Below are 22,377 nucleotides of genomic sequence, written 5' to 3'. Positions count from 1 at the left end.
ACGCAGCGGCAGGCACTGGGATCCGGTGCCTGCCGTTTTGTTGTTTGCTATTGAATCAATAGCTGCAAACGCTTTGGCAGAAAGCGCTACAGCCTCAAAACCCTGAAATTCATGCGTACCGCTTGGCCCGCAGGTTGTCCTTCATCTGCTGCAGGATGGGCTGTAGCGGGCTGCCGATGCGCAGGGCCACGCAGGTGGCCAGCACGTCGATGATGAGCAGGTGCATGAGGCGCGACACCATCGGGCTGTAGCGGTCGTAGCCCTCGGGGTGGTCGGCCGCCAGGTGGATCTGGCAGGTGCTGGCCAGCGGGGAGCCGCTGGCGGTGATGACGATGGTGGTGGCGCCGTTGCGGCGCGCGATGTCGGCGGCGTCCATCAGGTCGCGCGTGCGGCCCGAGTTGGAGATGATCACCGCGCAGTCGCCGGGGCCCAGCAGCGTCGCGCTCATGACCTGCATGTGACCGTCGCTCGTGGCGATGGAGGTCACGCCCAGGCGGAAGAACTTGTGCTGCGCATCCTGCGCCACGATGCCCGAATTGCCGACGCCATAGAACTCGATGCGCTTGCCGGTCTTCCACGTGCCGGCGATGGCCTCGGCCGCACGCTCCAGCGCGACAGTGCTGGCCGCGTTGCGGTATTGCAGGAAGGCCGCGACGGCGTTGTCCACCACCTTCACCAGCACGTCGCCGGTCTTGTCGTCGGCATCGACGCTGCGGTGGATGAAGGGCACGCCTTCGCTCACGCTGCCGGCCAGCTTGAGCTTGAAATCTGCCAGCCCGTCATAACCCATGCTGCGGCAAAAGCGCACCACGGTGGGCTTGCTCACATGGGCTCGCTCTGCCAGTTCGCGCACCGGCAGGCGCGCGAAGGTGCGGGGATCGGTCAGCACCAGCCGGGCCACGCGCTGTTCGGCAGGGGCCAGAGAAGGCAGGGAGGCAGTGATGCGTTCGAGCATAGGGAGTACGAGCGTGTCAGCCAGGTGCGTGGCCGCACGGATCAAGGCTCATGGACGAGTGGCAGGGCAGGGCGGGCATGGGCGGACTCGGTGGCGGCAGCCCGGCCACGGGGGATGGCGGCGCTGCGCTTGTTCGCCTAATGTAACTTGGTTCCCAACCCCATGGGGCTAGGGCTGCCCCTGCCTTTCATCATGCTTGCAGGGAGGTTGCGGGCTTCCCCCCTGGCCTGGGGGGAGTGCGGGCGATAGCATCCTTTCATTCCGTAATTCCGATACCAAGGAGCATTCCATGCGCAAACCCCTGCTCAAACTTCTGGCGGGTGCCTCCCTTGCCGCCGCAGCCTGCGGCAGCTGGGCCCAGGGCCAGGTCAACATCATCTGTTCCGTGCAGGCCGAGTGGTGCAATCTCATGTCCACCGTCTATGCCAAGACCACGGGTACCAAGGTCAACATGACGGCCAAGGGCTCGGGCGAGGCGCTGGCGCAGCTCAATGCCGAGAAGGCCAACCCCAAGACCGACATCTGGTTCGGCGGCACGGGCGACCCGCACCTGCAGGCGGCGGAACAGGGCCTCACGCTCGAGTACAAGTCGCCCCAGCTCGCGCAGCTCTACCCCTGGGCCCAGAAGCAGGCGGTGGACTCCAAGTACCGCACCGTGGGCGTGTACCTGGGGCCGCTGGGCTTTGGCTACAACAAGGAGCTGCTGGCCAAGCGCAAGCTCAACCCGCCGCAGTCGTGGGCCGACCTGCTCAAGCCTGAGTTCAAGGGCGAGGTGCAGATGGCCAACCCCGCCTCCAGCGGCACGGCCTACACCATGATCGCCACGCTCGTGCAGATCATGGGAGAGGAAAAAGCCTTCGAGTACCTGAAGGCACTGCACCCCAACGTCAGCACCTATACGCGCTCGGGCACGGCCCCGGTCAAGGCTGCCGCGCGCGGCGAGACCACCATCTCCGTGAGCTTCGTGCACGACGTGACGACCGAGGCCGTCAACGGCTTCCCCGTGGCGTCTGTCACGCCGTCCGAGGGCACCGGTGCGGAGGTCGGCTCCATGAGCATCGTCAAGAACAGCCCCAACGCCGAGGCCGCCAAGAAGTTCTACGAATGGGCGCTCACCCCCGGTGGCCAGCAGTTCGGCCTGGCGGCCAAGCAGTTCCAGCTGCCCAGCAACACCCAGGTGCCCAAGGACCCGCGCATGACCGACCCGGCCAAGATGAAGCTCATCAATTACGACTACGCCAAGTACGGCGCCAGCGCCGAGCGCCGCCGCCTGATCGCGCGCTGGGAAAAGGACGTGCAGAACGCGGCCCGCTAAGGAGTTGTGGTGTCGGTGACCGCGGCGGCGAACAGCGCATTTTCTCGATCCTCTGCAACGCACGCCTCGGTCAACCGCCCCCTGTGGGTGTGGCTGGCCATCGGCGTGCTGGGCTACCTTGCTTTCCCCTGGTATGCGCAGCAGGATGCCAACGGCCTCCTGGCCATCGGCCAGGTCTTCAGCAGCGAGCAGGCGGCCAACGGGCTCATGCAGGCCGCGCTTCTCGGGCGCCCCTGGCTGTGGCTGGGCCTTGCCGGGCTGGCCATTGCGGCCGTCGGCGCGGCCATGCCTGCGGGGCGCAAGCAAGGCGCAGTGCTGGCAGCGGGCGGCGCGCTCGGGCTGCTGGCGCTGTTGCTCAGCGGCTTTGCCATCGGCGGGCGTGGCTGGGCGTTCGAATGGATGAATGCGAGCTTCGGTGAATTGGGGGCGCGCCAGCCCGGCATGGGCTGGGGCGGATTCGTGGTGCTGTCATCTCTGCTGGTGCTGACAGCGTTCGGCGTCGCGCGGCGCGGGTTCTTCAAGGGCGACCTGTTCATCGCGGCGGCCGTGCTGGCCTGCGGCAGCCTGCTGGCGCTGTTCATCGTGTTCCCGGTGCTCAAGGCGCTTTCGGCGGCTTTCTTCCTGGAAGACGGCCCGTTCTCGCTGGGCGTGCTGTGGGAGCGCATCGCGCACGAGCGCAACTTCGGGCTGTCGTGCGTGAGCGGAGGGCAGCGTTGCGGCGTGGCGTGGAACACGCTTTTCCTGGGCTTGATGACGGCGGCCAGCACGACGCTGCTGGGCACCTTCATGGCACTGATGGCCGAGCGCGCCTCGCGCCGCTATGCACGCCCGCTGAACATCGTGGCGCTGCTGCCCATCATCACGCCGCCGTTCGTCGTGGGCCTGGGTCTCATCCTGCTGTTCGGCCGCGCGGGCGTGTTCAACCAGTTCCTGGAATATGCCTTCGGCATCACGCCCAGCCGTTGGTTCTACGGCTGGTTCGGCGTGTGGGTGGCGCAGACGTTTGCGTTCACGCCGATTGCCTTCATGATCATGCGCGGCGTGGTGCAGGGCGTGGCCCCCAGCCTGGAAGAGGCCGCGCAGACCCTGCGCGCCAGCCCCCACAAGACCTTCATGACCGTCACGCTGCCCCTGCTCAAGCCAGGGCTGGCCAACGCGTTCCTGGTGGGCTTCATCGAAAGCATGGCCGACTTCGGCAACCCCATCGTGGTGGGCGGGCAGTTCTCCGTGCTGTCCACCGAGATCTTCTTTGCCATCGTGGGGGCGCAGTATGACCAGGGGCGCGCCGCGTCGCTGGCCTGGATCCTCACCTTCTTTGCGCTCACCGTGTTCGCCATCCAGCGCGGACTGCTGGGCAGGCAGAACTTCACCACGGTGTCGGGCAAGGGCGATGCCGGCATTGCGATGCCGCTGCCCGCCGGCGTGCGCCGCGTGGTGCATTCCATCGCGCTGCCCTGGATGGCGTTCACGCTCATCGTGTACCTGTTTGCGCTGGCCGGCGGGTTCGTTCAGACCTGGGGCCGCGACTACACCATCACGCTGGCGCACTTTCGCACCGCGTTCAACATGGAGTGGGGAGACTTCGGCATCGTCTGGGCCGGCACGGCCTGGAGCTCGCTGTTCACCACGCTCAAGCTGGCGGCGATCTCGGCGCCGCTCACGGCCACGCTGGGCATTGGCATCGCATGGCTGCTGGCGCGCACCGAATTCCGGGGGCAGGGCGCCTTCGAGTTCGCCGCCCTGCTGGCCTTTGCCATCCCCGGCACGGTGCTGGGCGTGAGCTACATCCTGGCCTTCAACGTGCCGCCGTTCGAGCTCACGGGCACCGCGCTCATCATCGTGCTGTGCTTCATGTTCCGCAACCTGCCGGTGGGCGTGCGCGCCGGCACGGCGGCGTTCAAGCAGCTCGACCGTTCGCTCGACGAGGCCTCGGTGATGCTGCGTGCCGGCAGCGTGCAGACGCTGCGCCACGTGGTGCTGCCGCTGCTCAAGCCGGCGCTGGTGGCGGCATTGGTGTACAGCTTCGTGCGGGCCATCACCACCGTGAGTGCGGTGATCTTCCTCGTCACGGCCGAGAACGAGCTGGCCACCACCTACATCATCGGCCGCGTGGGCAACGGCGACTACGGCGTGGCGCTGGCGTACTGCACGGTGCTCATCGTGCTGATGTCGGCCTCCATCGGCCTGATCCAACTGCTGGTGGGGGAGCGCAAGCTGGGCCGCCGAGGCACGGCGGCCCCCGCCGCCGCGCATTGAGATGAACGCTTTGACCCGACCCACACCTTCGAGAGACGCCATGAACGACAACACCGCGGGCATCGTGTTCCGCAACATCACCAAGCGCTACGGCCACGACGCATCGTCGGGCCTGGCCGTCAAGGGCATCAGCTTCGAGGTGCCGCGCGGCACGCTGGCCACCATCCTGGGCCCGTCGGGCTGCGGCAAGACCACCACCTTGCGCATGATTGCGGGGCTGGAGTCGCCCACCTCGGGCGAGATCTTCATCGGAGGCAAGGAGGTGACCACGCTCGGCCCGGCGCAGCGCAACGTGAGCATGATGTTCCAGAGCTACGCGCTGTTCCCGCACATGAACGTGGCCGAGAACGTGATGTACGGCCTGCGCATGTCCGGCCAGCGCGAGGAGGTCGCGCGTGCCAAGGCGGTGGAGGCGCTGCGCGGCGTGGGCCTGGTGGGCTATGACGACCGTCTGCCCAGCGAGCTGTCGGGCGGACAGCAGCAGCGGGTGGCCTTGGCCCGCGCGCTGGTGCTGGAGCCTGAAGTGCTGCTGTTCGATGAACCGCTGTCCAACCTGGATGCCCGCCTGCGCCGCGAGATGCGCGAGGAAATACGGGCGCTGCAGCAGCGCCTGTCGCTCACCGTGGCCTACGTCACGCACGACCAGAGCGAGGCCATGGCGGTGAGCGACCAGATCATCGTGATGAACCAGGGCCTCATTGCGCAGCGCGGCTCGCCGCGTGCGCTGTACGAAACACCCGGCAGCGAATTCGTCGCCGGCTTCATGGGCGAGGCCATGCTGTTTCCGGCCACGGCGCAGGCCGACGGTACGGTCTCGTTGGGACCGCTCACGATCCGCGCGCGGGCCTCGGGGCAGCAAGGCGCCGTGAAGGTGGCAGTGCGGCCCGAGGCATGGCGCATCGAGCGCCACGGCGCGGGTCTCCTGCCTGCACGGCTGGAGAAGGCGGCCTACCTGGGCGCCGTGCACGAATACACCTTTGCCACCGAGCTGGGCCCGATCTTCGTCGTGTCGTCCGACCTGAGCGACGTGCTCACGCCCGGCGAGGATGTGCTGCTCGGCCTGGGTGTGCACGGGGTATCGGTGGTTGGTAGTACCGACTGACGTCTTTGTGATGCGGAATAATGACGCCATGAACCAACTCGACGCCCTCAAACAGTTCACTACCGTGGTTGCCGACACCGGCGACTTCAAGCAACTGGCGCAGTTCCAGCCCCAGGATGCCACCACCAACCCGTCGCTGATCCTGAAGGCCGTGCAAAAGCCCGAGTACGCGCCGCTGCTGCAGGACACCGTGGCCCGGTTCCGGGGACGCGCGATGGACGAGATCATCGACCGCCTGCTCGTGCGCTTCGGCCGCGAGATCCTGGCCACCATCCCCGGCCGGGTCTCCACCGAAGTGGACGCCCGCCTGAGCTTCGACACCAACGCCACCGTCACGCGCGCCGAGCGCATCATCGAGCTGTACCAGGCCGAAGGCATCCACATCGACCGCGTGCTCATCAAGATCGCCGCCACCTGGGAGGGCATCAAGGCCGCCGAGCAACTGGAGCGCAAAGGCATCCACACCAACCTCACGCTGCTGTTCTCCTTCGCCCAGGCCGTGGCCTGCGGCCAGGCCAAGGTGCAGCTGATCTCGCCTTTCGTCGGCCGCATCTACGACTGGTACAAGAAGCAGGCCGGTGCCAGCTGGGACGAGGCCGCGCGCGCCGGCGCCAACGACCCGGGCGTGCAGTCGGTCACGCAGATCTACAACCACTACAAGCGCTTCGGCATTGCCACCGAGGTCATGGGCGCAAGCTTTCGCAACGTCGGCCAGATCACCGCGCTGGCAGGCTGCGATCTGTTGACCATCGCCCCCGAACTGCTGGCGCAACTGGCCGCCAGCGATGCCCCGCTGCAGCCTGCGCTCGACGCCAAGGCTGCGCAAGCACTGGACCTGCCGGCGGCGGGCTACGACGAAGCGGGCTTCCGCTTCGCGCTGAACGAAGACGCGATGGCCACCGAAAAGCTGGCCGAAGGCATCCGCGCGTTTGCGGCCGATGCGGTCAAGCTGGACAAACTCATTCAGGCTGCCTGAGTTTTGCTATGAAAAATGTAGCTGCCAGCGCTTGATTATCAAGCGCTGGCGGCTATTTTCATCGTATTTTGGGGGCGCCTGCGCATGCTGCGGCGCGCCGAGGATCAGCCGGCGGGCAACCGCAGCCCTACGCGCAACCCGTGCGGCTCCACGTTCTCCGCCACAGCCTGGCCGCCATGGCGCAGCGCGATCTCCTCCACGATGGACAGGCCCAGGCCGCAGCCGCCCGGCTTGTCGGAGCCGCGCCAAAAGCGTGCGAAAAGGTCCGGCAGGCTCGCGGGTGGCACCCCGGGGCCGTCGTCTTCGACCACCAGGCTGGCCCATCGCCCCTCTGTGGTATTGACCCGCACCGTGACTGTGGCACCTGTGCCGGCGTAGTGCAAAGCGTTGTCGATGAGATTGTTCAGCGCCTCGCGCAGCAGCAGCGGGTGACCTTGCACGGTCAGGCAGTCGTCGCCCTCGTAGCCCAGGTCCATGCCCTGCGCCAGCGCGCGCGCTGCCCACTCGCGCGCCACCTCGCGGGCGAGCGCGGCGATGTCCACGGGCTGCATGGCCACCATCGATTCGGAGCGCGCCAACTGCAGCAACTGGTGCACCAGGTGCGCGCTGCGCTGGGCGGCCGCCAGCACCTTCTGCAGACGCTCCTGCACGGCGGCCTCATGGCTCTCGTGCAGGGCCAGTTCGGTCTGGCCGATGAGCCCGGCAAGCGGCGTGCGCAGCTGGTGGGCCGCATCGTTCAGGAAGCGCTTTTCCTTGCGCTGGCCGCGCGCCACCGTCTCCAGCAGGCCATTGATGGTGGTGGCCAGCGAATGCACTTCCTGCGGAGCGGATGTGAGCTCGATGGGCGGTAGCGGGTCCGCCGTGTTGTGCTTGCGCGCGCCGGCTTTCTCGATCTGCGCCTCCAGGCGCTTGAGCGGCTGCAGGCCGCGCAGCACGCCGGCGTAGACCACCGCGCTCAGCGCCAGGCCCATCAGACCCATGGGCAGCAGCATTTGCTCGAGGAGTTCCTGGGCGATGCGCTCGCGCACCGTCAGGCTCTGCGCCACCTGCACGCGCAGCGTCTGGCGCGTCTGCGGAGTGCCGTAGTCCAGGTCGAGCAGGGCCACGCGCACCGGCTTGTCGTCCACGTGGGCCTGGTAGAGGTAGGGCTCGCCCACGCGCACGTCCACGGGCGGAGGCGAGGGCAGCAGCGCGTTGCCCAGCAGGAAGCGGCCTGGCGGGGACGACACCATGTAGGTGATGCGGTCGGCCGGGTCCTGCTCCAGGATGTCCTGCGCAGCCTTCGGGAAGTCCACCAGCAGCCCGTCGCCGATGGGCTTGATCTGCCGCGCGAGCGCCCGCAACGACTGGGTCAGTGTCTGGTCGATGCCCTTTTCGCCGTTCTGCAGCGCCACGCGCCATGCCAGGAAACCGCCCGACAGCCACAGCACGAGTTGAGGCAGCAACAGCCACAGGAGCAGCTTGCGCTGCAGGGAGACGCCGTGGATCGGGCGCATGTCAGCTGAGCGTGGAATGCCGGGAGCCAGGTACGCCTGGCAATGGACGTACCGCAGCAAGCGCGGCGCCCCTTGGGGGGGAGGGCGCAAAGCGCCGCGGGTGCGGGGCGATGCGCTTCATGGCTTCTCGAGCATGTACCCGAGGCCCCGGATGTTGCGGATGGTCAGCGGCGTGCTGTCCAGCTTCTTGCGCAGGCGGTGCACGTACACCTCCAGCGCATTCGAGGCGAGCGGGGGCGACGATTGACCGGGTTCGGGCGGGCATGCGTGCCAGGCGGCCAGCACATCGTCGCGCGTGACGACTTCGCTGCAGCGGTTGACCAGCAGTTCGAGCAACTGCCATTCGCGCTGCGTGAGCTCCAGCGCCGTGCCATCGAGCGTGGCCGTCTGGCTGGCGTGGTCCAGCAGCAGCGGGCCGATGGTGGTGCTGGGCCCTCCCGATGCACTGCTGGGCTGTGTGAACGCGGGCTGGCGCGCGCGGCGCAGCATGGCCTGCAGGCGGGCCTGCAGCTCTTGCATGTTGAAGGGCTTGGTGATGTAGTCGTCCGCCCCTGCATTCAGGCCCGACACGCGGTCCTCGATGCCGTCGCGGGCGGTGAGAATCAGCACGGGCAGGCCAGCGATCTGGCTGCGAACCCAGGTCAGCAGCTCCATGCCGTCGGCGCCCGGAAGGCCCAGATCGAGGATTATTCCGTCCACCGCCTGTGTCTGCAAAAGTGCCTTGGCCTGGTCCACACTGCACGCAGTGCAGACGTCGTATTCAAGCTGTTTGAGCTGCCCGGTGAGGGCATCGAGCAACAGCGCATCGTCTTCAACGATCAGGAGGGTGGGCATGGTCCGTGAGCATAGCAAAGCGACCTGCAGCGCGCGGTCACGGGGCTTTGCCGTCGGGCTGCTGGATCCCCGGGAGCGATTACGTAATTCGATAACGGGGCTACAGGACTGCCATCGCGCCAACAACCCGGGAAAGTCCTGATATTCTCATTAATTATTGTAATTAAAGTACCGACTGCGCTGAATGTCACCGTATGTGGCGCGTAAACGGATTCAAACATCGAGGAGACAAGGGTATGTGGAAGATGACGAAGATTGCCGCAGTGGCGGTGGGCCTGGCGGCTGCGGTGTCCGCCAGCGCAGGGGAGGTCGAGGTTCTGCACTACTGGACTTCGGGTGGCGAGGCCAAGTCGGTCGCCGAACTCAAGAAAATCATGCAGGCCAAGGGCCACACGTGGCGCGACTTTGCCGTGGCCGGTGGCGGTGGCGACAGCGCCATGACCGTGCTCAAGAGCCGCGTGATCTCGGGCAACCCGCCGTCTGCCGCACAGACCAAGGGTCCCGCCATCCAGGAGTGGGCGTCCGAAGGCGTGCTGGCCAACATGGACGCACTGGCCAAGGCCGAGAAGTGGGACGAACTGCTGCCCAAGGTCGTGGCCGACGTCATGAAGTACAAGGGCGCCTACGTGGCCGCCCCCGTCAATGTGCACCGCGTCAACTGGATGTGGGGCAGCTCCGAGGCCTTGAAGAAGGCTGGCGTGGCCGCCATGCCCAAGACCTGGGATGAGTTCTTTGCCGCGGCAGACAAGCTCAAGGCCGCAGGCCTGGTGCCCGTGGCCCATGGCGGCCAGAACTGGCAGGACTTCACCACGTTCGAATCGGTCGTGCTGGGTGTCGGTGGCGCCAAGTTCTACCAGGACGCCCTCGTCAAGCTCGACGACAAGGCCATCAACAGCGATACGATGAAGAAGTCGCTCGAGACCTTCCGCCGCATCAAATCGTACACCGACGCCGGCGCCCCCGGCCGCGACTGGAACCTGGCCACGGCCATGCTGATCCAGGGCAAGGCCGGCTTCCAACTGATGGGCGACTGGGCCAAGGGCGAGTTCCTGGCAGCCAACAAGGTGCCTGGCAAGGACTTCATGTGCGCTGCAGCACCGGGCACGACCACGGCCTACACCTTCAATGTGGACTCCTTCATCCTTTTCAAGCTCAAGGACGCCGCCGCCCAGAAGGCGCAGAGCGACCTGGCAAGCTCCATCATGAGCCCTGAGTTCCAGGAAGTGTTCAATCTGAACAAGGGGTCCATCCCGGTGCGCGCCGGACAGAAGATGGACAAGTTCGACGACTGTGCCAAGGCATCCGCCAAGGATTTCGTCGATACCGCCAAGAGCGGCAGCCTGCTGCCCAGCGTAGCGCACGGCATGGCGATCGCACCCGCTATCGAAGGCGCCATCAAGGACGTCGTCAGCCAGTTCTGGAACGACGACAAGGTGAGCGTCGCCGACGCGGTGAAGAAGATCGCGGCTGCCGCCAAGACCAAGTAACCCAAGTAAACCACCACTAGAGGGATCCCATCATGATGAAAAGAAACCGCCTCACGGCGGTGGCTTTGGCCGCCGCATGCGCGACGAGTAGCGCCCTGGCAATGGATGTTGCCGGCTTCGAGTTCAACGGTTACTCCCGGGGCGGCCCGGTGTTCAACCACTCCGACGGCGTCAAGGGCAATCTGACGCTGGGCGGCGAACTCCAGAAGTACCGTCTGGGCAACGAGGGCGACAACGGTATCGAAGTCAACTTCGCCAAGGGCTTCGAGACCAACGGAATCAAGTGGAAGGTCAACTACATGCCCGCCAAGTGGGGCAGCGGCGACATCAGCACCGAGCAGGCTTTCGTGGAAATGAGCGGTTTCTCGTTCTCGCCCGAAGCGAAATTCTGGGCTGGCCAGCGCCGCCTGCGTATCCAGGACGTGCACATCGTCGACTACTTCCTGCTCAACTACGGTGACAACATCGGCGCCGGCGTGACTGACGTGCCTATCGGTGGCATGAAGCTGGGCGTGGGCGTTTTCTCGGGCGACAAGTTCGACGGCAACCTGCCCAACGACGTGAAGGCGCACCGTATCAACGCCGACCTGTCCGAGATCAACACCAACCCCGGCGGCAAGCTGCGCGTGTTGCTGACGGCGGTGGGCGGCAAGAACCAGGTCGGCGGCGGCTCAGGTTCCGGTGTCTCGCTGATGCACACGCAAAAGGAATTCCTGCTGCCAAGCATCAGCAACACGCTGTACCTGCAGACCTCGCGCGGCCATGCCCGCATCGATGGTGAATTCGAAGCCATCGACGGCACCCGTGCCGGCCGCCGCTCCACGCGGATTGCCGACTCCATCAACTGGCAGAGCGGCCCCTTCGGCGGCCAGGCCCTGATTGGCTACCAGACCAACAAGGCCGACCTGACTGGCGTGGAGACCAAGGACTTCTCGCTGGGCGGCCGTGGCTCGTATGCCTTCACACAGAACTTCAAGATGCTGGCCGAGTTGTCGACCACGACCCGCAAGGGCGCCGGTCCTGACCAGCGCCTGTCCAAGGTCACGCTGGCCGGTGCCCTGGCGCTGTCGGAAGACTTCTGGTCGCGCCCAGAGCTGCGCCTTTACGTGACCAAGGCCAACTGGAACCAGGCCGCTGCCGTGGCGAACGCAGCCACATTCGGCGCGGGCGGCAAGACCTCGCGCACGCTGGTGGGCGTGCAGTACGAAGTCTGGTGGTAAGCAATTCCACGTCGAGGCCCAGGGCCTGATGCGCCCGCATCTGGCCCCAGGCCTAGGACGTGGGGTAGTGAGGTGAGTGAGTAAGTTAGCGAGTTAGTCAGAGGTTACTTTGTTCAGTTTGGGGGGCGCTCCGTGCGTGTCCCCCCTTTTTTTCTTATGCAGGCACATGCCCAAATTTTTCCGCACACCATGAGACACGATTCCTATGGTTTGCCGCTGCACGGGTTTCTTCCCACCCCGGACTGCCGTCGCCACCTGGAGGTTGCCGGGTGATGACCAAGAATTCCTTCGAGACCTGGCTACCCAAGCTGGTCGTCACCCCGGCTTTCGTGCTGGGCTTTGCATTCATCTACGGCCTGATGTTGTGGAACGGCGTGTTGAGCCTGACCGTCTCACGCATGCTGCCCAACTACGAATGGGCGGGCCTGGCGCAATATGAGCGCCTGTGGGAGCTGGACCGCTGGTGGGTGGCCCTCAAGAACCTGGGCATCTTCGGCGTGGGTTATGTGGGCGGGTCGCTCGCCATCGGAGTGGTGCTGGCCGTCCTGCTGGACCAGAAGATCCGCGCCGAAGGCGCGCTGCGCACCATTTACCTCTATCCCATGGCGCTGTCTTTCGTGGTGACGGGCACGGCCTGGAAGTGGCTGCTGAATCCGGGGCTGGGCCTCGAGAAGGTGGTGCGTGACTGGGGCTTTCCGAACTTCGAATTCGGCTGGCTGGTCGATACCGACATGGCCATCTATTGTGTGGTGATCGCGGGCATCTGGCAGAGCGCGGGTTTTGCCATGGCGCTGTTCCTGGCGGGCCTGCGCGGCATCGACGACAGCATCATCAAGGCGGCGCAGGTGGACGGCGCCTCATTGCCGCGCATCTACTGGCGCATCGTGCTGCCCGCACTGCGCCCAGTGTTCTTCTCCACCCTCATGGTGCTGTCGCACCTTGCGATCAAGAGCTTCGACCTGGTGATGGCGCTCACGGCCGGCGGGCCGGGCTTTGCCACCGATGTGCCTGCAACCTTCATGTACACCATGTCGTTCTCGCGTGGCCAGATCGGCCTGGGCGCTGCCAGCGCCACCATGATGCTGGCCACTGTGGCGGCCCTGGTCATCCCCTATCTCTACAGCGAACTGCGGACCAAGCCCCATGACCGCTAAGCCCTCCCTGTTCCCCTCCGTGGGCCGATTGCTGGTCTACGCGGTGCTGGCGCTGGCCACCGCCTTCTTTCTACTGCCGTTGTACGCGATGCTGGTCACGTCCTTCAAGGATGCCGAAGAAATCCGTAGCACCTCGTTGCTGGCATTGCCCGCCGCGCTGAACTGGTCGGCCTGGGGCACGGCATGGTCCAGCGCATGCACGGGTGTGGACTGCAACGGACTGCGCCCGTTCTTCATGAACTCGGTGGCGATGGCCGTGCCGGCGGTGTTGATATCGACCGTGTGGGGCGCGCTCAACGGCTACGTGCTCAGCCTGTGGAAGTTCCGCGGCAGCGACACGCTGTTCGGCCTGCTGCTGTTCGGCGTGTTCATGCCCTTCCAGGTGGTACTGCTGCCCATGAGCCAGGTGCTGGGCTGGCTGGGGCTGTCCAGTTCCATCACCGGCTTGGTGATGGTGCATTGCCTGGCGGGGCTGGCGGGCACCACGCTGTTCTTTCGCAACTACTACGCGGCCATACCCAAGGAGCTGGTGAATGCGGCGCGCATGGACGGGGCGAGCTTCTTCCAGATCTTCTGGCGCATCGTGCTGCCGCTGTCCACGCCCATCGTGATGGTCACGCTGATCTGGCAGTTCACCAACATCTGGAACGACTTCCTGTTCGGCGTGGTGTTCTCGGGCACCGACTCCAAGCCGGTGACGGTGGGGTTGAACAACCTGGCCAACACCAGCTCCAGCGTGAAGGCCTACAACGTGGACATGGCGGCCGCCATCATCGCGGGTCTGCCCACGATGGTGATCTATGTGCTGGCCGGTAAGTTTTTTGTGCGCGGGCTCACTGCCGGCGCCGTCAAAGGTTAAGAAGGTAAGCAGAGATCATGGCGTCATCACTCGACATCGCAGGCATCAACAAGCGCTTTGGCAAGGGCGACAAGAGCGTGGAGGTGCTGCGCAAGGTGGACATCCACGTGGCACCGGGCGAGTTCCTCATCCTCGTGGGCCCTTCGGGCTGCGGCAAGTCCACGCTGCTCAACATCATTGCGGGCCTGGACGAGCCCACCGAAGGCGAGATCCGCATCGGTGGCAAGAACGTGGTGGGCATGCCCCCGCGCGACCGCGACATCGCCATGGTGTTCCAGAGCTACGCGCTGTATCCCACGCTGAGCGTGGCCGACAACATCGGCTTTGCGCTGGAGATGCGCAAGATGCCCAAGGCCGAGCGCCAAAAGCGCATCGACGAAGTCGCGGCCATGCTGCAGATCAGCCACCTGCTGGACCGCCGGCCGAGCCAGCTGTCGGGCGGCCAGCGCCAGCGCGTGGCCATGGGCCGGGCGCTGGCGCGCCAGCCGCAGCTCTTCTTGTTCGACGAGCCGCTGTCCAACCTGGACGCCAAGCTGCGTGTGGAGATGCGCGCCGAGATCAAGCGCCTGCACCAGGCCAGCGGCATCACCAGCGTGTACGTGACGCACGACCAGGTCGAGGCCATGACGCTGGGCTCGCGCATCGCGGTGATGAAGGGCGGCGTCGTGCAGCAGCTGGGCACGCCCGACGAGATCTACAACCGCCCTGCCAACACCTACGTGGCGACCTTCATCGGCTCGCCCACCATGAACCTGCTGCGCGGCGGCGTGCAGGCGGCCGGCCAGTTTGGCATCGAGGGCGCGTCCCTGTCCCTGGCGCCGCCTACGTCCACGCCCGACATGCTTCTGGGTGTGCGGCCCGAGCATCTGCAGCTGCAAGGCGATGCGCCCTGGCGCGGCCGCGTGAGCGTGGTCGAGCCCACGGGGCCGGACACCTACGTGATGGTCGACACCGCCGCCGGCAATGTCACGCTGCGCACCGACGCGCAGACGCGCGTGCAGCCGGGCGACCAGGTGGGCCTGTCCGTGGCGCCAGCCAACGCGCACTGGTTCGACGCAAAGACCGAAGAGCGCGTGGTGGGATGACGTCCCGCCGGCGGCACACCGCGCCGTGTGCCGGCAGGCCAAGAACTCTGGGGACCAGCCTGCCCATCAGCAGGCTTGCTGCCGGTGCTTTCAGCGCAGCGAAGGGAACCCTTCAGTGGACGGACGTGGCAGACCGGGCTCCCTGGCCTCCCTGGCCTTCCTGGGCGCACTTGCCAGGTTCGCAGGGCGTTCCTGTTCCTGGCATGTTCGTTGGCATGAACAGGTCTGCATCCAAATAGCTTCAGTTGTTTCGGGCGGGGCTTTGGCCTTTCACGCGCTCTGGATTTCGGTTAAAAACAGGCTTCACCGCTTGTCCATCAAGCGCAGGCAGCTACTTTTTTCATAGCTGAACCATATTCTTCAAAACCCATGTACCCACTGCGCCTTCTTGCCGACATCGGCGGCACCAACATCCGTCTGGCCTGGCAGGATTCGCCCACCGGTCCGCTCAACGACACCCGCGTGCTGCCCTGCGCGCAGTTCCCCACCGTCGATGCCGCCCTGGCGGCGTACCTGAAGGAAGTCGGCGTGTCCACGCCGCACGAGGCCGCGTTCGGCATCGCCAATCCGGTGACGGGCGACGCCATCCGCATGACCAACCACAGCTGGAGCTTCTCGCAGCGCGCGGTGCGCGATGCCTTCGGCTTCAAGCGGCTGGTGGTTATCAACGATTTCACGGCGCTCGCGCTCGCGCTGCCGCTGCTCACGCCCGACCTGCTGCGCCAGGTAGGCGGCGGCGCTGCAGTGCCGGGCAGCGCCATCGCACTCGTCGGGCCGGGCACAGGGCTCGGTGTGTCGGGCCTGGTGTTCCCGCCCGGTTCCAGCGCGGGTGTGCCGCTGTCGGGCGAGGGCGGCCACGTCACCCTGGCCGCGCAGACCCAGCGGGAATTCGACGTGCTGGCTATTCTGCAAGAGCGCTACGGCCACGTGTCCGCCGAACGCGCCGTGTGTGGCGCTGGCCTGGTGGATCTGTACCACGCGGTGCGCCGGCTTGCGCAGCGCGGTGGCAAGGAGGTCAGCTCCGCCGCGCAGGTGACCGAACTGGCGCTGCAGTCCCAGGACCCGCTGGCGCTGGAGGCGCTGGACTTGTTCTGCGGCTTCCTGGGCAGCGTGGCCGGCAACCTCGCTCTGACGCTGGGCGCACGTGGCGGTGTCTATCTGGGCGGTGGCATGGTGCCGCGCCTGGGCGAGTGGTTCGACCAATCCTCATTCCGCGCGCGGTTCGAGGCGAAGGGTCGCTTCAAGTCGTATCTGGCAGACATCCCCTGCTGGATCATCGACCCGACTGCCACGCCCGCGTTGTACGGCGCATCGCGCGCGCTCGACATTGCGGGCACCGAAGGGTGACCCAAGGCTCCAGCGCGCCCTCAGGGCTGCCTTCGCTGCAGCTGGACGGCATCCACCATGTGGCGATCATCGCCAGCGATTACGCCCGCTCGCGCCGCTTCTATACCGAGGTGTTGGGCCTCACGGTCGTGAACGAGGTGTTCCGCGCAGAGCGGCAGTCGTACAAGCTCGACCTGCAACTGCCCGATGGCACGCAGATCGAGCTGTTCTCGTTCCCCAGCCCGCCAGCCCGCGCGTCGTACCCCGAAGCGTGCGGCCTGCGCCATCTGGCGCTGCGGGTGGCGGATCTTGATGCCAGCCTCAAGGTGCTGGCTTTGCATGATGTTGTGGAGGAGCCGGCGCGCACCGATCCGTTCACGGGTGCGCGCTTCACGTTCATTGCAGATCCAGATGGTTTGCCGATCGAGCTGGTGGGGCCGGCTGAACGCAGAGATTGAGCCTCTCCGGGCCCGTTGCGCTCGGCGAGCGATCAGTGGTCAGGTCACTTCGGTTTTGATGAGGTCGCAGCCAACTCTGCCCGCGCTGACGCAGTGGTCTGCGCGAGCCATTCCGAGTCTTCTTCCACTTGCTTGCGAACCACCCGCTCTTCTTCTTCGTCCAGGAACGTGGTGCTTCGCAGCCGGCTTCTGACGACGGGCAACGAAATCAGGCCACAGGCGATCCCGGCACGGGCCCATCGCAGGTCTCTGGGCTCGCTGCGGGCGTACTTGGACACGGCCGCGTCGTTGGGATCCAGGAACCAGATGCGCAGCCCATCACGGTGCACGCACAGCATGCGCGCCTCCCAGCCGTCGGGCAGGCTTGGCAATGTGGGTGAGACCGGGTCCAGGTAATAGCCGTGCTTGATGCGAAACGGCGACTCCTCGCCCAGCATGGGCCCCAGGTCGAAGATGCGGCCTGGGTCCGACTTGGTGTAGCAGTCGATGTCGATGGACATCGACATTTCTTCAGGAATGCGAACCCCATCTTCCACCCCGAGTACGGACAGGCTACCGATGACAACGTAGTCGGAATGTCCGCTGAGCTCTCGGGCGTGCTGCAGTGCCAACACCACCTGGTCGAGGTTCATGGCGCCAGCCCTGGCCAGGGTGAGTTCTGGCGCAGCGCAGGCCCCCAGCTATCGGCGTCCGACACCATGGCCTGGGCCAACTGGGGCAGGGGTAGCTCCAACAGGGCCTGCCACCGGTCGATGTAGTCGCTGCTGCAAAGCTGGTGCGTGCGCCACTGCTCCACGACGGCCATTGCCTGTGCGACCAATTGCCGGCTTTGCGCCGGAGGCAGCGTTGCCAACTGGACGGCGAGCTTCTGATGCCTGATGAGGCGTTCGTTCTCGCGCAGGGTCTGGGCCAGCCGTGCCATCTTGCGTTCGGACAACGCTGCTTGCCGTTTGTTGGCCGAAGAAAAATATTCCGGCGCAGCCATGATGGCCTTCACCTTGCCGTGCTTTTCGATGGCCACGGGGCCACGCTCGGCAGCCTCAAGGAGATGGCCGAAAGACTGCTTGGCTTCAGTGGCGGAAATTTGCTGCATGTTGGCATTCCATTTTGTCCATTTTATAAAAAATGGACAAAATGGCCTGTCAGGTCTTTGGCGCCCCCACGGGTGTCACATCTCCTCGCTCCAGCAATGCCCATCCCGCGCAATCATCGCGCTCGCGGCGCTGGGCCCCCAGCTGCCCGGCGCGTAGGGGCGCGGGCCAGCGGGATCGTTCTTCCAGTGCTGCAGGATGGGCTCCACCCAGCGCCAGGCTTCTTCCTGCTCGTCGCTGCGAACGAAGAGGTTCAGGCGCCCGGCGATCACGTCCAGCAGCAGGCGCTCGTAGGCGCCCACGCGCTCGGTGCCGAAGCGCTGGTCGAAGTCGAGATTCAGTGCCACCTGGGACAACGCGGGCTCGGTCTGGTGCTGCGCGGCGCCTTGTGCCAGCAGGTGCAGCTCCAGGCCGTCCTTAGGCTGTAGGTTGATCACCAGCCGGTTCACCGCGCCCGAAGGCATCTTGAAGATAGGGTGTGGGACGGGGCGGAAGTTGACGACGATGTGCGCGTCGCGCCCGGCCAGCCGCTTGCCGGTGCGGATGTAGAACGGCACTCCGGCCCAGCGCCAGTTGGAGATCTCGGTGCGCAGCGCGACGAAGGTCTCGGTGGTGCTGTTGCCGGTCACGCCCTTTTCCTGCAGGTAGCCCGGCACGTTGTGTCCGTGCGTCTTGCCGGCTGAGTACTGGCCACGGATCACATTCTGGCCAATGGTCTCCATGCTCCAGGGCTTGAGCGACTGCAGCACCTTGAGCTTTTCGTCGCGGATGGCGTTGGCGCTGGAGTTGATGGGCGGCTCCATGCCGATGGCGCACAAGAGCTGCAGCGCGTGGTTCTGCACCATGTCGCGCAGCGCGCCGGTCTGGTCGTAGAAAGCGCCGCGCGTCTCCACGCCCAGCTCTTCAGCGATGGTGATCTGGATGTTGGCGATGTGCTCGCGCCGCCACAGGGGCTCGAACAGCGCATTGCCGAAGCGCATGGCAAACAGGTTCTGCACCGACGGCTTGCCCAGGTAGTGGTCGATGCGAAAGACCTGCTCTTCCTTGAGCACGCGGCGCAGCGTGTCGTTGATGGCCTGGTTGGATTTGAGGTCGTGGCCCAGCGGCTTTTCGAGCACTACCCGGGTGCTGGGGCCATTCAGGCCCACGGCTGCGATCTGCTCGCACACGTTGGTGAACAGGCTGGGCGCGGTGGCCACGTACATCACCACGGTGTCGGCATTGCGCTCGTGCAGCGTGGCGGCCAGGCGCGCATAGTCCTGCGTTTGCGACAAATCCATGCGCAGGTAGTGCAGCAGCGCGCCGAAGCGCTCGAACTCGTCGGGCGTGGGTCGCTTGGCCAGGTCCACGCTGTCAAAGCGGGACTGGATCAGGCTGCGGTATTGTTCGTCGCTCAGCTCGTCGCGTGCCACCGCAATGATGCGGCCCCCCTCGGGCAAGGTCCCGTGACGGAATGCCTGGAAAAGCGCCGGCATGAGCTTGCGCCAGGCCAGATCGCCGGTTCCGCCAAACAGGACGAGGTCAAAACTCATGGGGTCTCCGTATCAGTGTGTTGGTGGTGTGCACGCAGTCCTGTTGTGGGCCATGTGCAGGCTCGAAATTGTAATCTCGTTACATAGAAATGTGTAGACGCAAAGGCTGTAGAACGATTTTTGACAGTTCGACTGCCAAAAGGTATCGAACAAATTAGGTAATCAAGTTACTATCTCGCCGCGTGTTCTTTTACCCCTCGTGAATTCCACCATGTCCCTCCGTTGCGACCAGACACCGCAGTGGCCTCAGTTGCAGGCTGCCTATTCCACCCAAGGGCGCCAGCTGGACCTTCGGCGTGCCTTCGCCGACGATGCGCAGCGGTTCGGCCACTTCAGCCAGCAGGCCCCGCATGTGTTGGCCGACCTATCCAAGAACCTGTGGAGCCGCGAGACCGAGGCGCTGCTGCTGGACATGGCCCAGGCCTCGGGCCTCGCAAAACACCGCGATGCCATGTTCGCTGGCCAGCCCATCAACAGCACCGAAGGCCGCGCCGTGCTGCACACGCTGCTGCGCCGCCCGGCGGGCCTAGCACTGCCCGGGGATGACAGCAGCATCCCCGGCCACCTGTCCGACGTGCATGCCACGCTCGATGCCATGCTGGCGTATGCCGATACGGTGCGGGCCGACAGCACCATCACCGACATCGTGAACATCGGCATCGGCGGCTCGGACCTGGGGCCGCACATGGCGGTGCTGGCGCTGGAGCAGTTCCGCGCCCAGGGCAAGCGGCTGCATTTCGTCTCCAATGTGGACGGCCACGAACTGCACACGGTGCTGCAGTCGCTGAGGCCGCAAAACACGTTGTTCCTGATCGCCTCCAAGACCTTCACCACGGCCGAGACCATGACCAATGCGCGCTCGGCCCTGGCCTGGTTCGCGGCACAGGGCGGGCAGGACGTGGGGCGCCACTTCGCGGCGCTCACGACCAACGTCGATGCGGCACGCGCGCTGGGCATCACCACCACGTTTGGGTTCTGGGACTGGGTCGGGGGGCGCTATTCGCTGTGGTCCGCCATCGGTCTGCCCATCGCCATCGCCATCGGCTCCGCAGGCTTTCGCGACCTGCTGGCCGGTGCGCATGCGATGGACGAGCATTTCCGCACCGCGCCGCTGGCGCAGAACCTGCCCGTACGCCTGGGCCTGCTCGACGTCTGGTATCGCAATTTCCATGGCTTTTCCAGCCGCTGCATCGCGCCCTACCACGCGGCGCTGGGGCGGCTGCCGGCCTACCTGCAGCAACTGGAGATGGAGAGCAACGGCAAGCGCGTGGCTCTGGATGGCACAGCGCTGTCCTATGCCACATCGCCCGTGCTGTGGGGCGAGCCCGGCACCAACGGCCAGCACGCGTTCTTCCAGATGCTGCACCAGGGCACGGACGTGATCCCGCTGGAGATCGTCGCCGTGCGCGAGCCCACGCACCCGCTGCCCGGCCACCACGACAAGCTGCTGGCCAACGCGCTGGCCCAGGCCCAGGCGCTCATGGTGGGCAAGGCCGGCGAAGACGCGCACCGACACTTTCCGGGCAATCGCCCCAGCACCTTCCTGCTGCTCGAATCGCTTACGCCTGCGTCGCTGGGCGCCCTGATCGCGCTGCAGGAGCACCGCGTGTTCGTGAGCGGCAGCCTGTGGGGTATCAACAGCTTCGACCAGTGGGGCGTGGAACTGGGCAAGGTGCTGGCCAAGGATCTGGAGGCGCGTCTGGCCAGTGGCGATGTGACGGGGCTGGACGGGTCCACCGCCGGGCTGCTGGGCCATTTGCGCCGCAGTGCGTGACCTGCGGCGGGTGCTGGCCAGCTGCGTTTGTTTGATTGCCGGGCGCCTGCGTTTTGCCGTTCAGGCTGAGCCTGCCGAAGCCCCGCGCAGCGACTCAGTCAGCCCGTAGCTCAATCTACAAAAATCAAAAATCCGTTCACGCTGAGCTTGCAGAGGCGACGCGCCAGGCTGGGGCCAGTTCAGCCAGAACGGTTCAGGAGACTTTCACCATGACTGCAGCGTCCCTGCCGGATTTCCGATCGGCCAACTTCCTTCGCCAGCACCTGCGCGAGACCATGGCGTTCTACGACCCCGTGGCTACCGACCCGAGCGGCGGCATGTACCACTTCTTCCTGGACGACGGCACGGTGTACGACACGCGCACCCGCCACCTGGTGAGCGCCACGCGCTTCGTGGTGACGCATGCCATGCTCTACCGCACAACGGGCGAAGCGCGCTACCAAGACGGAATGCGCCATGCGCTGCAGTTCGTGCGCACGGCTTTTCTCGATGCGGCCACCGGCGGCTACGCCTGGCTCATCGACTGGGACGGCGGCCGTGCCACGGTCCTCGACGCCACGCGGCACTGCTACGGCATGGCCTTCGTGATGCTGGCCTATGCGCGAGCTTTCGAGGCAGGTGTGCCCGAAGCACGCGCGTGGCTGGCCGAGGCTTTTGACACCGCCGAACGCCACTTCTGGCAGCCCGCGCAAGGCCTCTATGCTGACGAGGCGAACACTGCCTGGCAGCTCACCGGCTACCGCGGCCAGAACGCCAACATGCACGCCTGCGAGGCCATGATCTCGGCTTTTCGCGCGACGGGTGAGACGCGCTACATCGAACGCGCAGAACAACTCGCCCAAGGCATCTGCCAGCGCCAGGCCGTGTTGTCGGACCACGCGTCGGCCCCCGCCGCCGAAGGCTGGGTGTGGGAGCACTACCAGGCCGACTGGTCGGTGGACTGGGAGTACAACCGCCACGACCGCACCAACATCTTCCGCCCCTGGGGCTACCAGGTCGGCCACCAGACGGAGTGGGCCAAGCTGCTGCTGCAACTGGACGCCCTGGCCCCCGCCGACTGGCACCTGCCCTGCGCACGATTCCTGTTCGACGACGCCCTGGCCAAGGGCTGGGACGCCACGCACGGAGGCATCGTTTACGGCATGGCACCCGAGGGCAGCATCTGCGACGACGGCAAGTACCACTGGGTGCAGGCCGAGAGCATGGCAGCGGCTGCGGTGCTGGCGGTGCGCACGGGCGATGACCGCTATTGGCAGTGGTACGACCGCATCTGGGCCTACTGCTGGGAGCACTTCGTGGACCACGAACACGGCGCGTGGTTTCGCATCCTCGACGGCGCCAACCGCAATCACACGCGCGAGAAGAGCAACGCGGGCAAGGTGGACTATCACAACATGGGGGCGTGTTATGACGTGTTGCTGGCGCTGGATGCGCAACTGGCCATCCGATAAGGAGTG

General features: G+C 65.7%; 19 protein-coding genes. 13 read left to right on the top strand and 6 right to left on the bottom strand.

What is annotated here, in order from left to right:
- Positions 1-109 precede the first annotated feature (109 nt).
- Complete coding sequence (locus tag KW835_RS03220) at positions 110-955, bottom strand: MurR/RpiR family transcriptional regulator (protein WP_218380818.1); 846 nt, start codon at positions 953-955, stop codon at positions 110-112.
- 289 nt (positions 956-1,244) lie between these two features.
- On the opposite strand from KW835_RS03220, the gene KW835_RS03215 reads away from it, so the two are divergent.
- The 4 genes from KW835_RS03215 to tal are packed head-to-tail and all read left to right on the top strand — an operon-like array spanning position 1,245 to position 6,604.
- Entirely contained in the window at positions 1,245-2,270 is a 1,026-nt protein-coding gene (locus tag KW835_RS03215) for an ABC transporter substrate-binding protein (RefSeq protein WP_218380817.1), read from the top strand.
- A gap of 15 nt (positions 2,271-2,285) precedes the next feature.
- Positions 2,286-4,526: an ABC transporter permease gene (locus KW835_RS03210; RefSeq protein ID WP_370633575.1), complete on the top strand. Its 2,241-nt coding sequence runs from the start codon at positions 2,286-2,288 to the stop codon at positions 4,524-4,526.
- Between the two features lie 40 nt (positions 4,527-4,566).
- Positions 4,567-5,628 carry an ABC transporter ATP-binding protein gene (locus tag KW835_RS03205; protein WP_218380815.1) on the top strand — a complete coding sequence of 354 codons (1,062 nt, stop codon included), beginning with the start codon at positions 4,567-4,569 and terminating at the stop codon, positions 5,626-5,628.
- 28 nt (positions 5,629-5,656) lie between these two features.
- Positions 5,657-6,604 (top strand): transaldolase, encoded by a 948-nt coding sequence (gene tal, locus KW835_RS03200; protein WP_218380814.1) that lies wholly within the window; start codon positions 5,657-5,659, stop codon positions 6,602-6,604.
- Between the two features lie 104 nt (positions 6,605-6,708).
- Here the strand turns inward: tal and KW835_RS03195 are convergent, their stop codons facing one another.
- Both KW835_RS03195 and KW835_RS03190 read right to left on the bottom strand, forming a co-directional pair.
- Positions 6,709-8,100 carry a sensor histidine kinase gene (locus tag KW835_RS03195; RefSeq protein ID WP_218380813.1) on the bottom strand — a complete coding sequence of 464 codons (1,392 nt, stop codon included), beginning with the start codon at positions 8,098-8,100 and terminating at the stop codon, positions 6,709-6,711.
- A 117-nt stretch (positions 8,101-8,217) separates the two neighbouring features.
- A complete protein-coding gene (locus KW835_RS03190) occupies positions 8,218-8,934 on the bottom strand; it encodes a response regulator transcription factor (RefSeq protein ID WP_218380812.1) in 717 nt (238 codons plus the stop codon).
- A gap of 236 nt (positions 8,935-9,170) precedes the next feature.
- Between KW835_RS03190 and KW835_RS03185 the strand changes: the two genes are divergently transcribed.
- From KW835_RS03185 to KW835_RS03155, 7 genes are all read left to right on the top strand, one after another.
- The gene (locus KW835_RS03185) at positions 9,171-10,421 is read left to right on the top strand and encodes an ABC transporter substrate-binding protein (RefSeq protein WP_218380811.1); all 1,251 of its coding nucleotides are present in this window, start codon (positions 9,171-9,173) and stop codon (positions 10,419-10,421) included.
- A gap of 101 nt (positions 10,422-10,522) precedes the next feature.
- The gene (locus tag KW835_RS03180) at positions 10,523-11,641 is read left to right on the top strand and encodes a carbohydrate porin (RefSeq protein ID WP_218381048.1); all 1,119 of its coding nucleotides are present in this window, start codon (positions 10,523-10,525) and stop codon (positions 11,639-11,641) included.
- A gap of 272 nt (positions 11,642-11,913) precedes the next feature.
- Positions 11,914-12,795 carry a carbohydrate ABC transporter permease gene (locus KW835_RS03175; protein ID WP_218380810.1) on the top strand — a complete coding sequence of 294 codons (882 nt, stop codon included), beginning with the start codon at positions 11,914-11,916 and terminating at the stop codon, positions 12,793-12,795.
- Positions 12,785-13,654: a carbohydrate ABC transporter permease gene (locus tag KW835_RS03170; protein WP_218380809.1), complete on the top strand. Its 870-nt coding sequence runs from the start codon at positions 12,785-12,787 to the stop codon at positions 13,652-13,654. Before KW835_RS03175 ends, KW835_RS03170 begins: the two co-directional genes overlap by 11 nt.
- Before the next feature lie 17 nt (positions 13,655-13,671).
- A complete protein-coding gene (locus KW835_RS03165) occupies positions 13,672-14,739 on the top strand; it encodes an ABC transporter ATP-binding protein (RefSeq protein ID WP_218380808.1) in 1,068 nt (355 codons plus the stop codon).
- Positions 14,740-15,108: 369 nt separating this feature from the next.
- Complete coding sequence (glk, locus tag KW835_RS03160; RefSeq protein ID WP_218380807.1) at positions 15,109-16,086, top strand: glucokinase; 978 nt, start codon at positions 15,109-15,111, stop codon at positions 16,084-16,086.
- A gap of 35 nt (positions 16,087-16,121) precedes the next feature.
- Complete coding sequence (locus KW835_RS03155) at positions 16,122-16,523, top strand: VOC family protein (protein WP_255593263.1); 402 nt, start codon at positions 16,122-16,124, stop codon at positions 16,521-16,523.
- Between the two features lie 44 nt (positions 16,524-16,567).
- On the opposite strand, the gene KW835_RS03150 is transcribed toward KW835_RS03155, so the two are convergent.
- The 3 genes from KW835_RS03150 to zwf form a co-directional block, all read right to left on the bottom strand.
- Entirely contained in the window at positions 16,568-17,155 is a 588-nt protein-coding gene (locus tag KW835_RS03150; RefSeq protein ID WP_218380805.1) for a DUF6036 family nucleotidyltransferase, read from the bottom strand.
- The gene (locus tag KW835_RS03145) at positions 17,152-17,616 is read right to left on the bottom strand and encodes a type II toxin-antitoxin system Phd/YefM family antitoxin (RefSeq protein WP_218380804.1); all 465 of its coding nucleotides are present in this window, start codon (positions 17,614-17,616) and stop codon (positions 17,152-17,154) included. The genes KW835_RS03150 and KW835_RS03145 overlap by 4 nt, the downstream gene beginning before the upstream one ends.
- Before the next feature lie 75 nt (positions 17,617-17,691).
- Positions 17,692-19,146: a glucose-6-phosphate dehydrogenase gene (gene zwf / locus KW835_RS03140; protein WP_218380803.1), complete on the bottom strand. Its 1,455-nt coding sequence runs from the start codon at positions 19,144-19,146 to the stop codon at positions 17,692-17,694.
- 211 nt (positions 19,147-19,357) lie between these two features.
- Here zwf and pgi point away from each other — a divergent pair, with 211 nt between their 5' ends.
- Together pgi and KW835_RS03130 are read left to right on the top strand one after the other, a co-directional pair.
- Complete coding sequence (pgi, locus tag KW835_RS03135) at positions 19,358-20,920, top strand: glucose-6-phosphate isomerase (protein WP_218380802.1); 1,563 nt, start codon at positions 19,358-19,360, stop codon at positions 20,918-20,920.
- 209 nt (positions 20,921-21,129) lie between these two features.
- Positions 21,130-22,371, top strand: a complete 1,242-nt coding sequence (locus KW835_RS03130; protein ID WP_218380801.1) for an AGE family epimerase/isomerase — start codon at positions 21,130-21,132, stop codon at positions 22,369-22,371.
- Positions 22,372-22,377: the final 6 nt, after the last annotated feature.

The organism is Acidovorax sp. sic0104 (genome assembly GCF_019219095.1).
Classification (GTDB): domain Bacteria; phylum Pseudomonadota; class Gammaproteobacteria; order Burkholderiales; family Burkholderiaceae_C; genus Acidovorax.
This window is presented reverse-complemented; position numbering and strand designations above follow the sequence as displayed.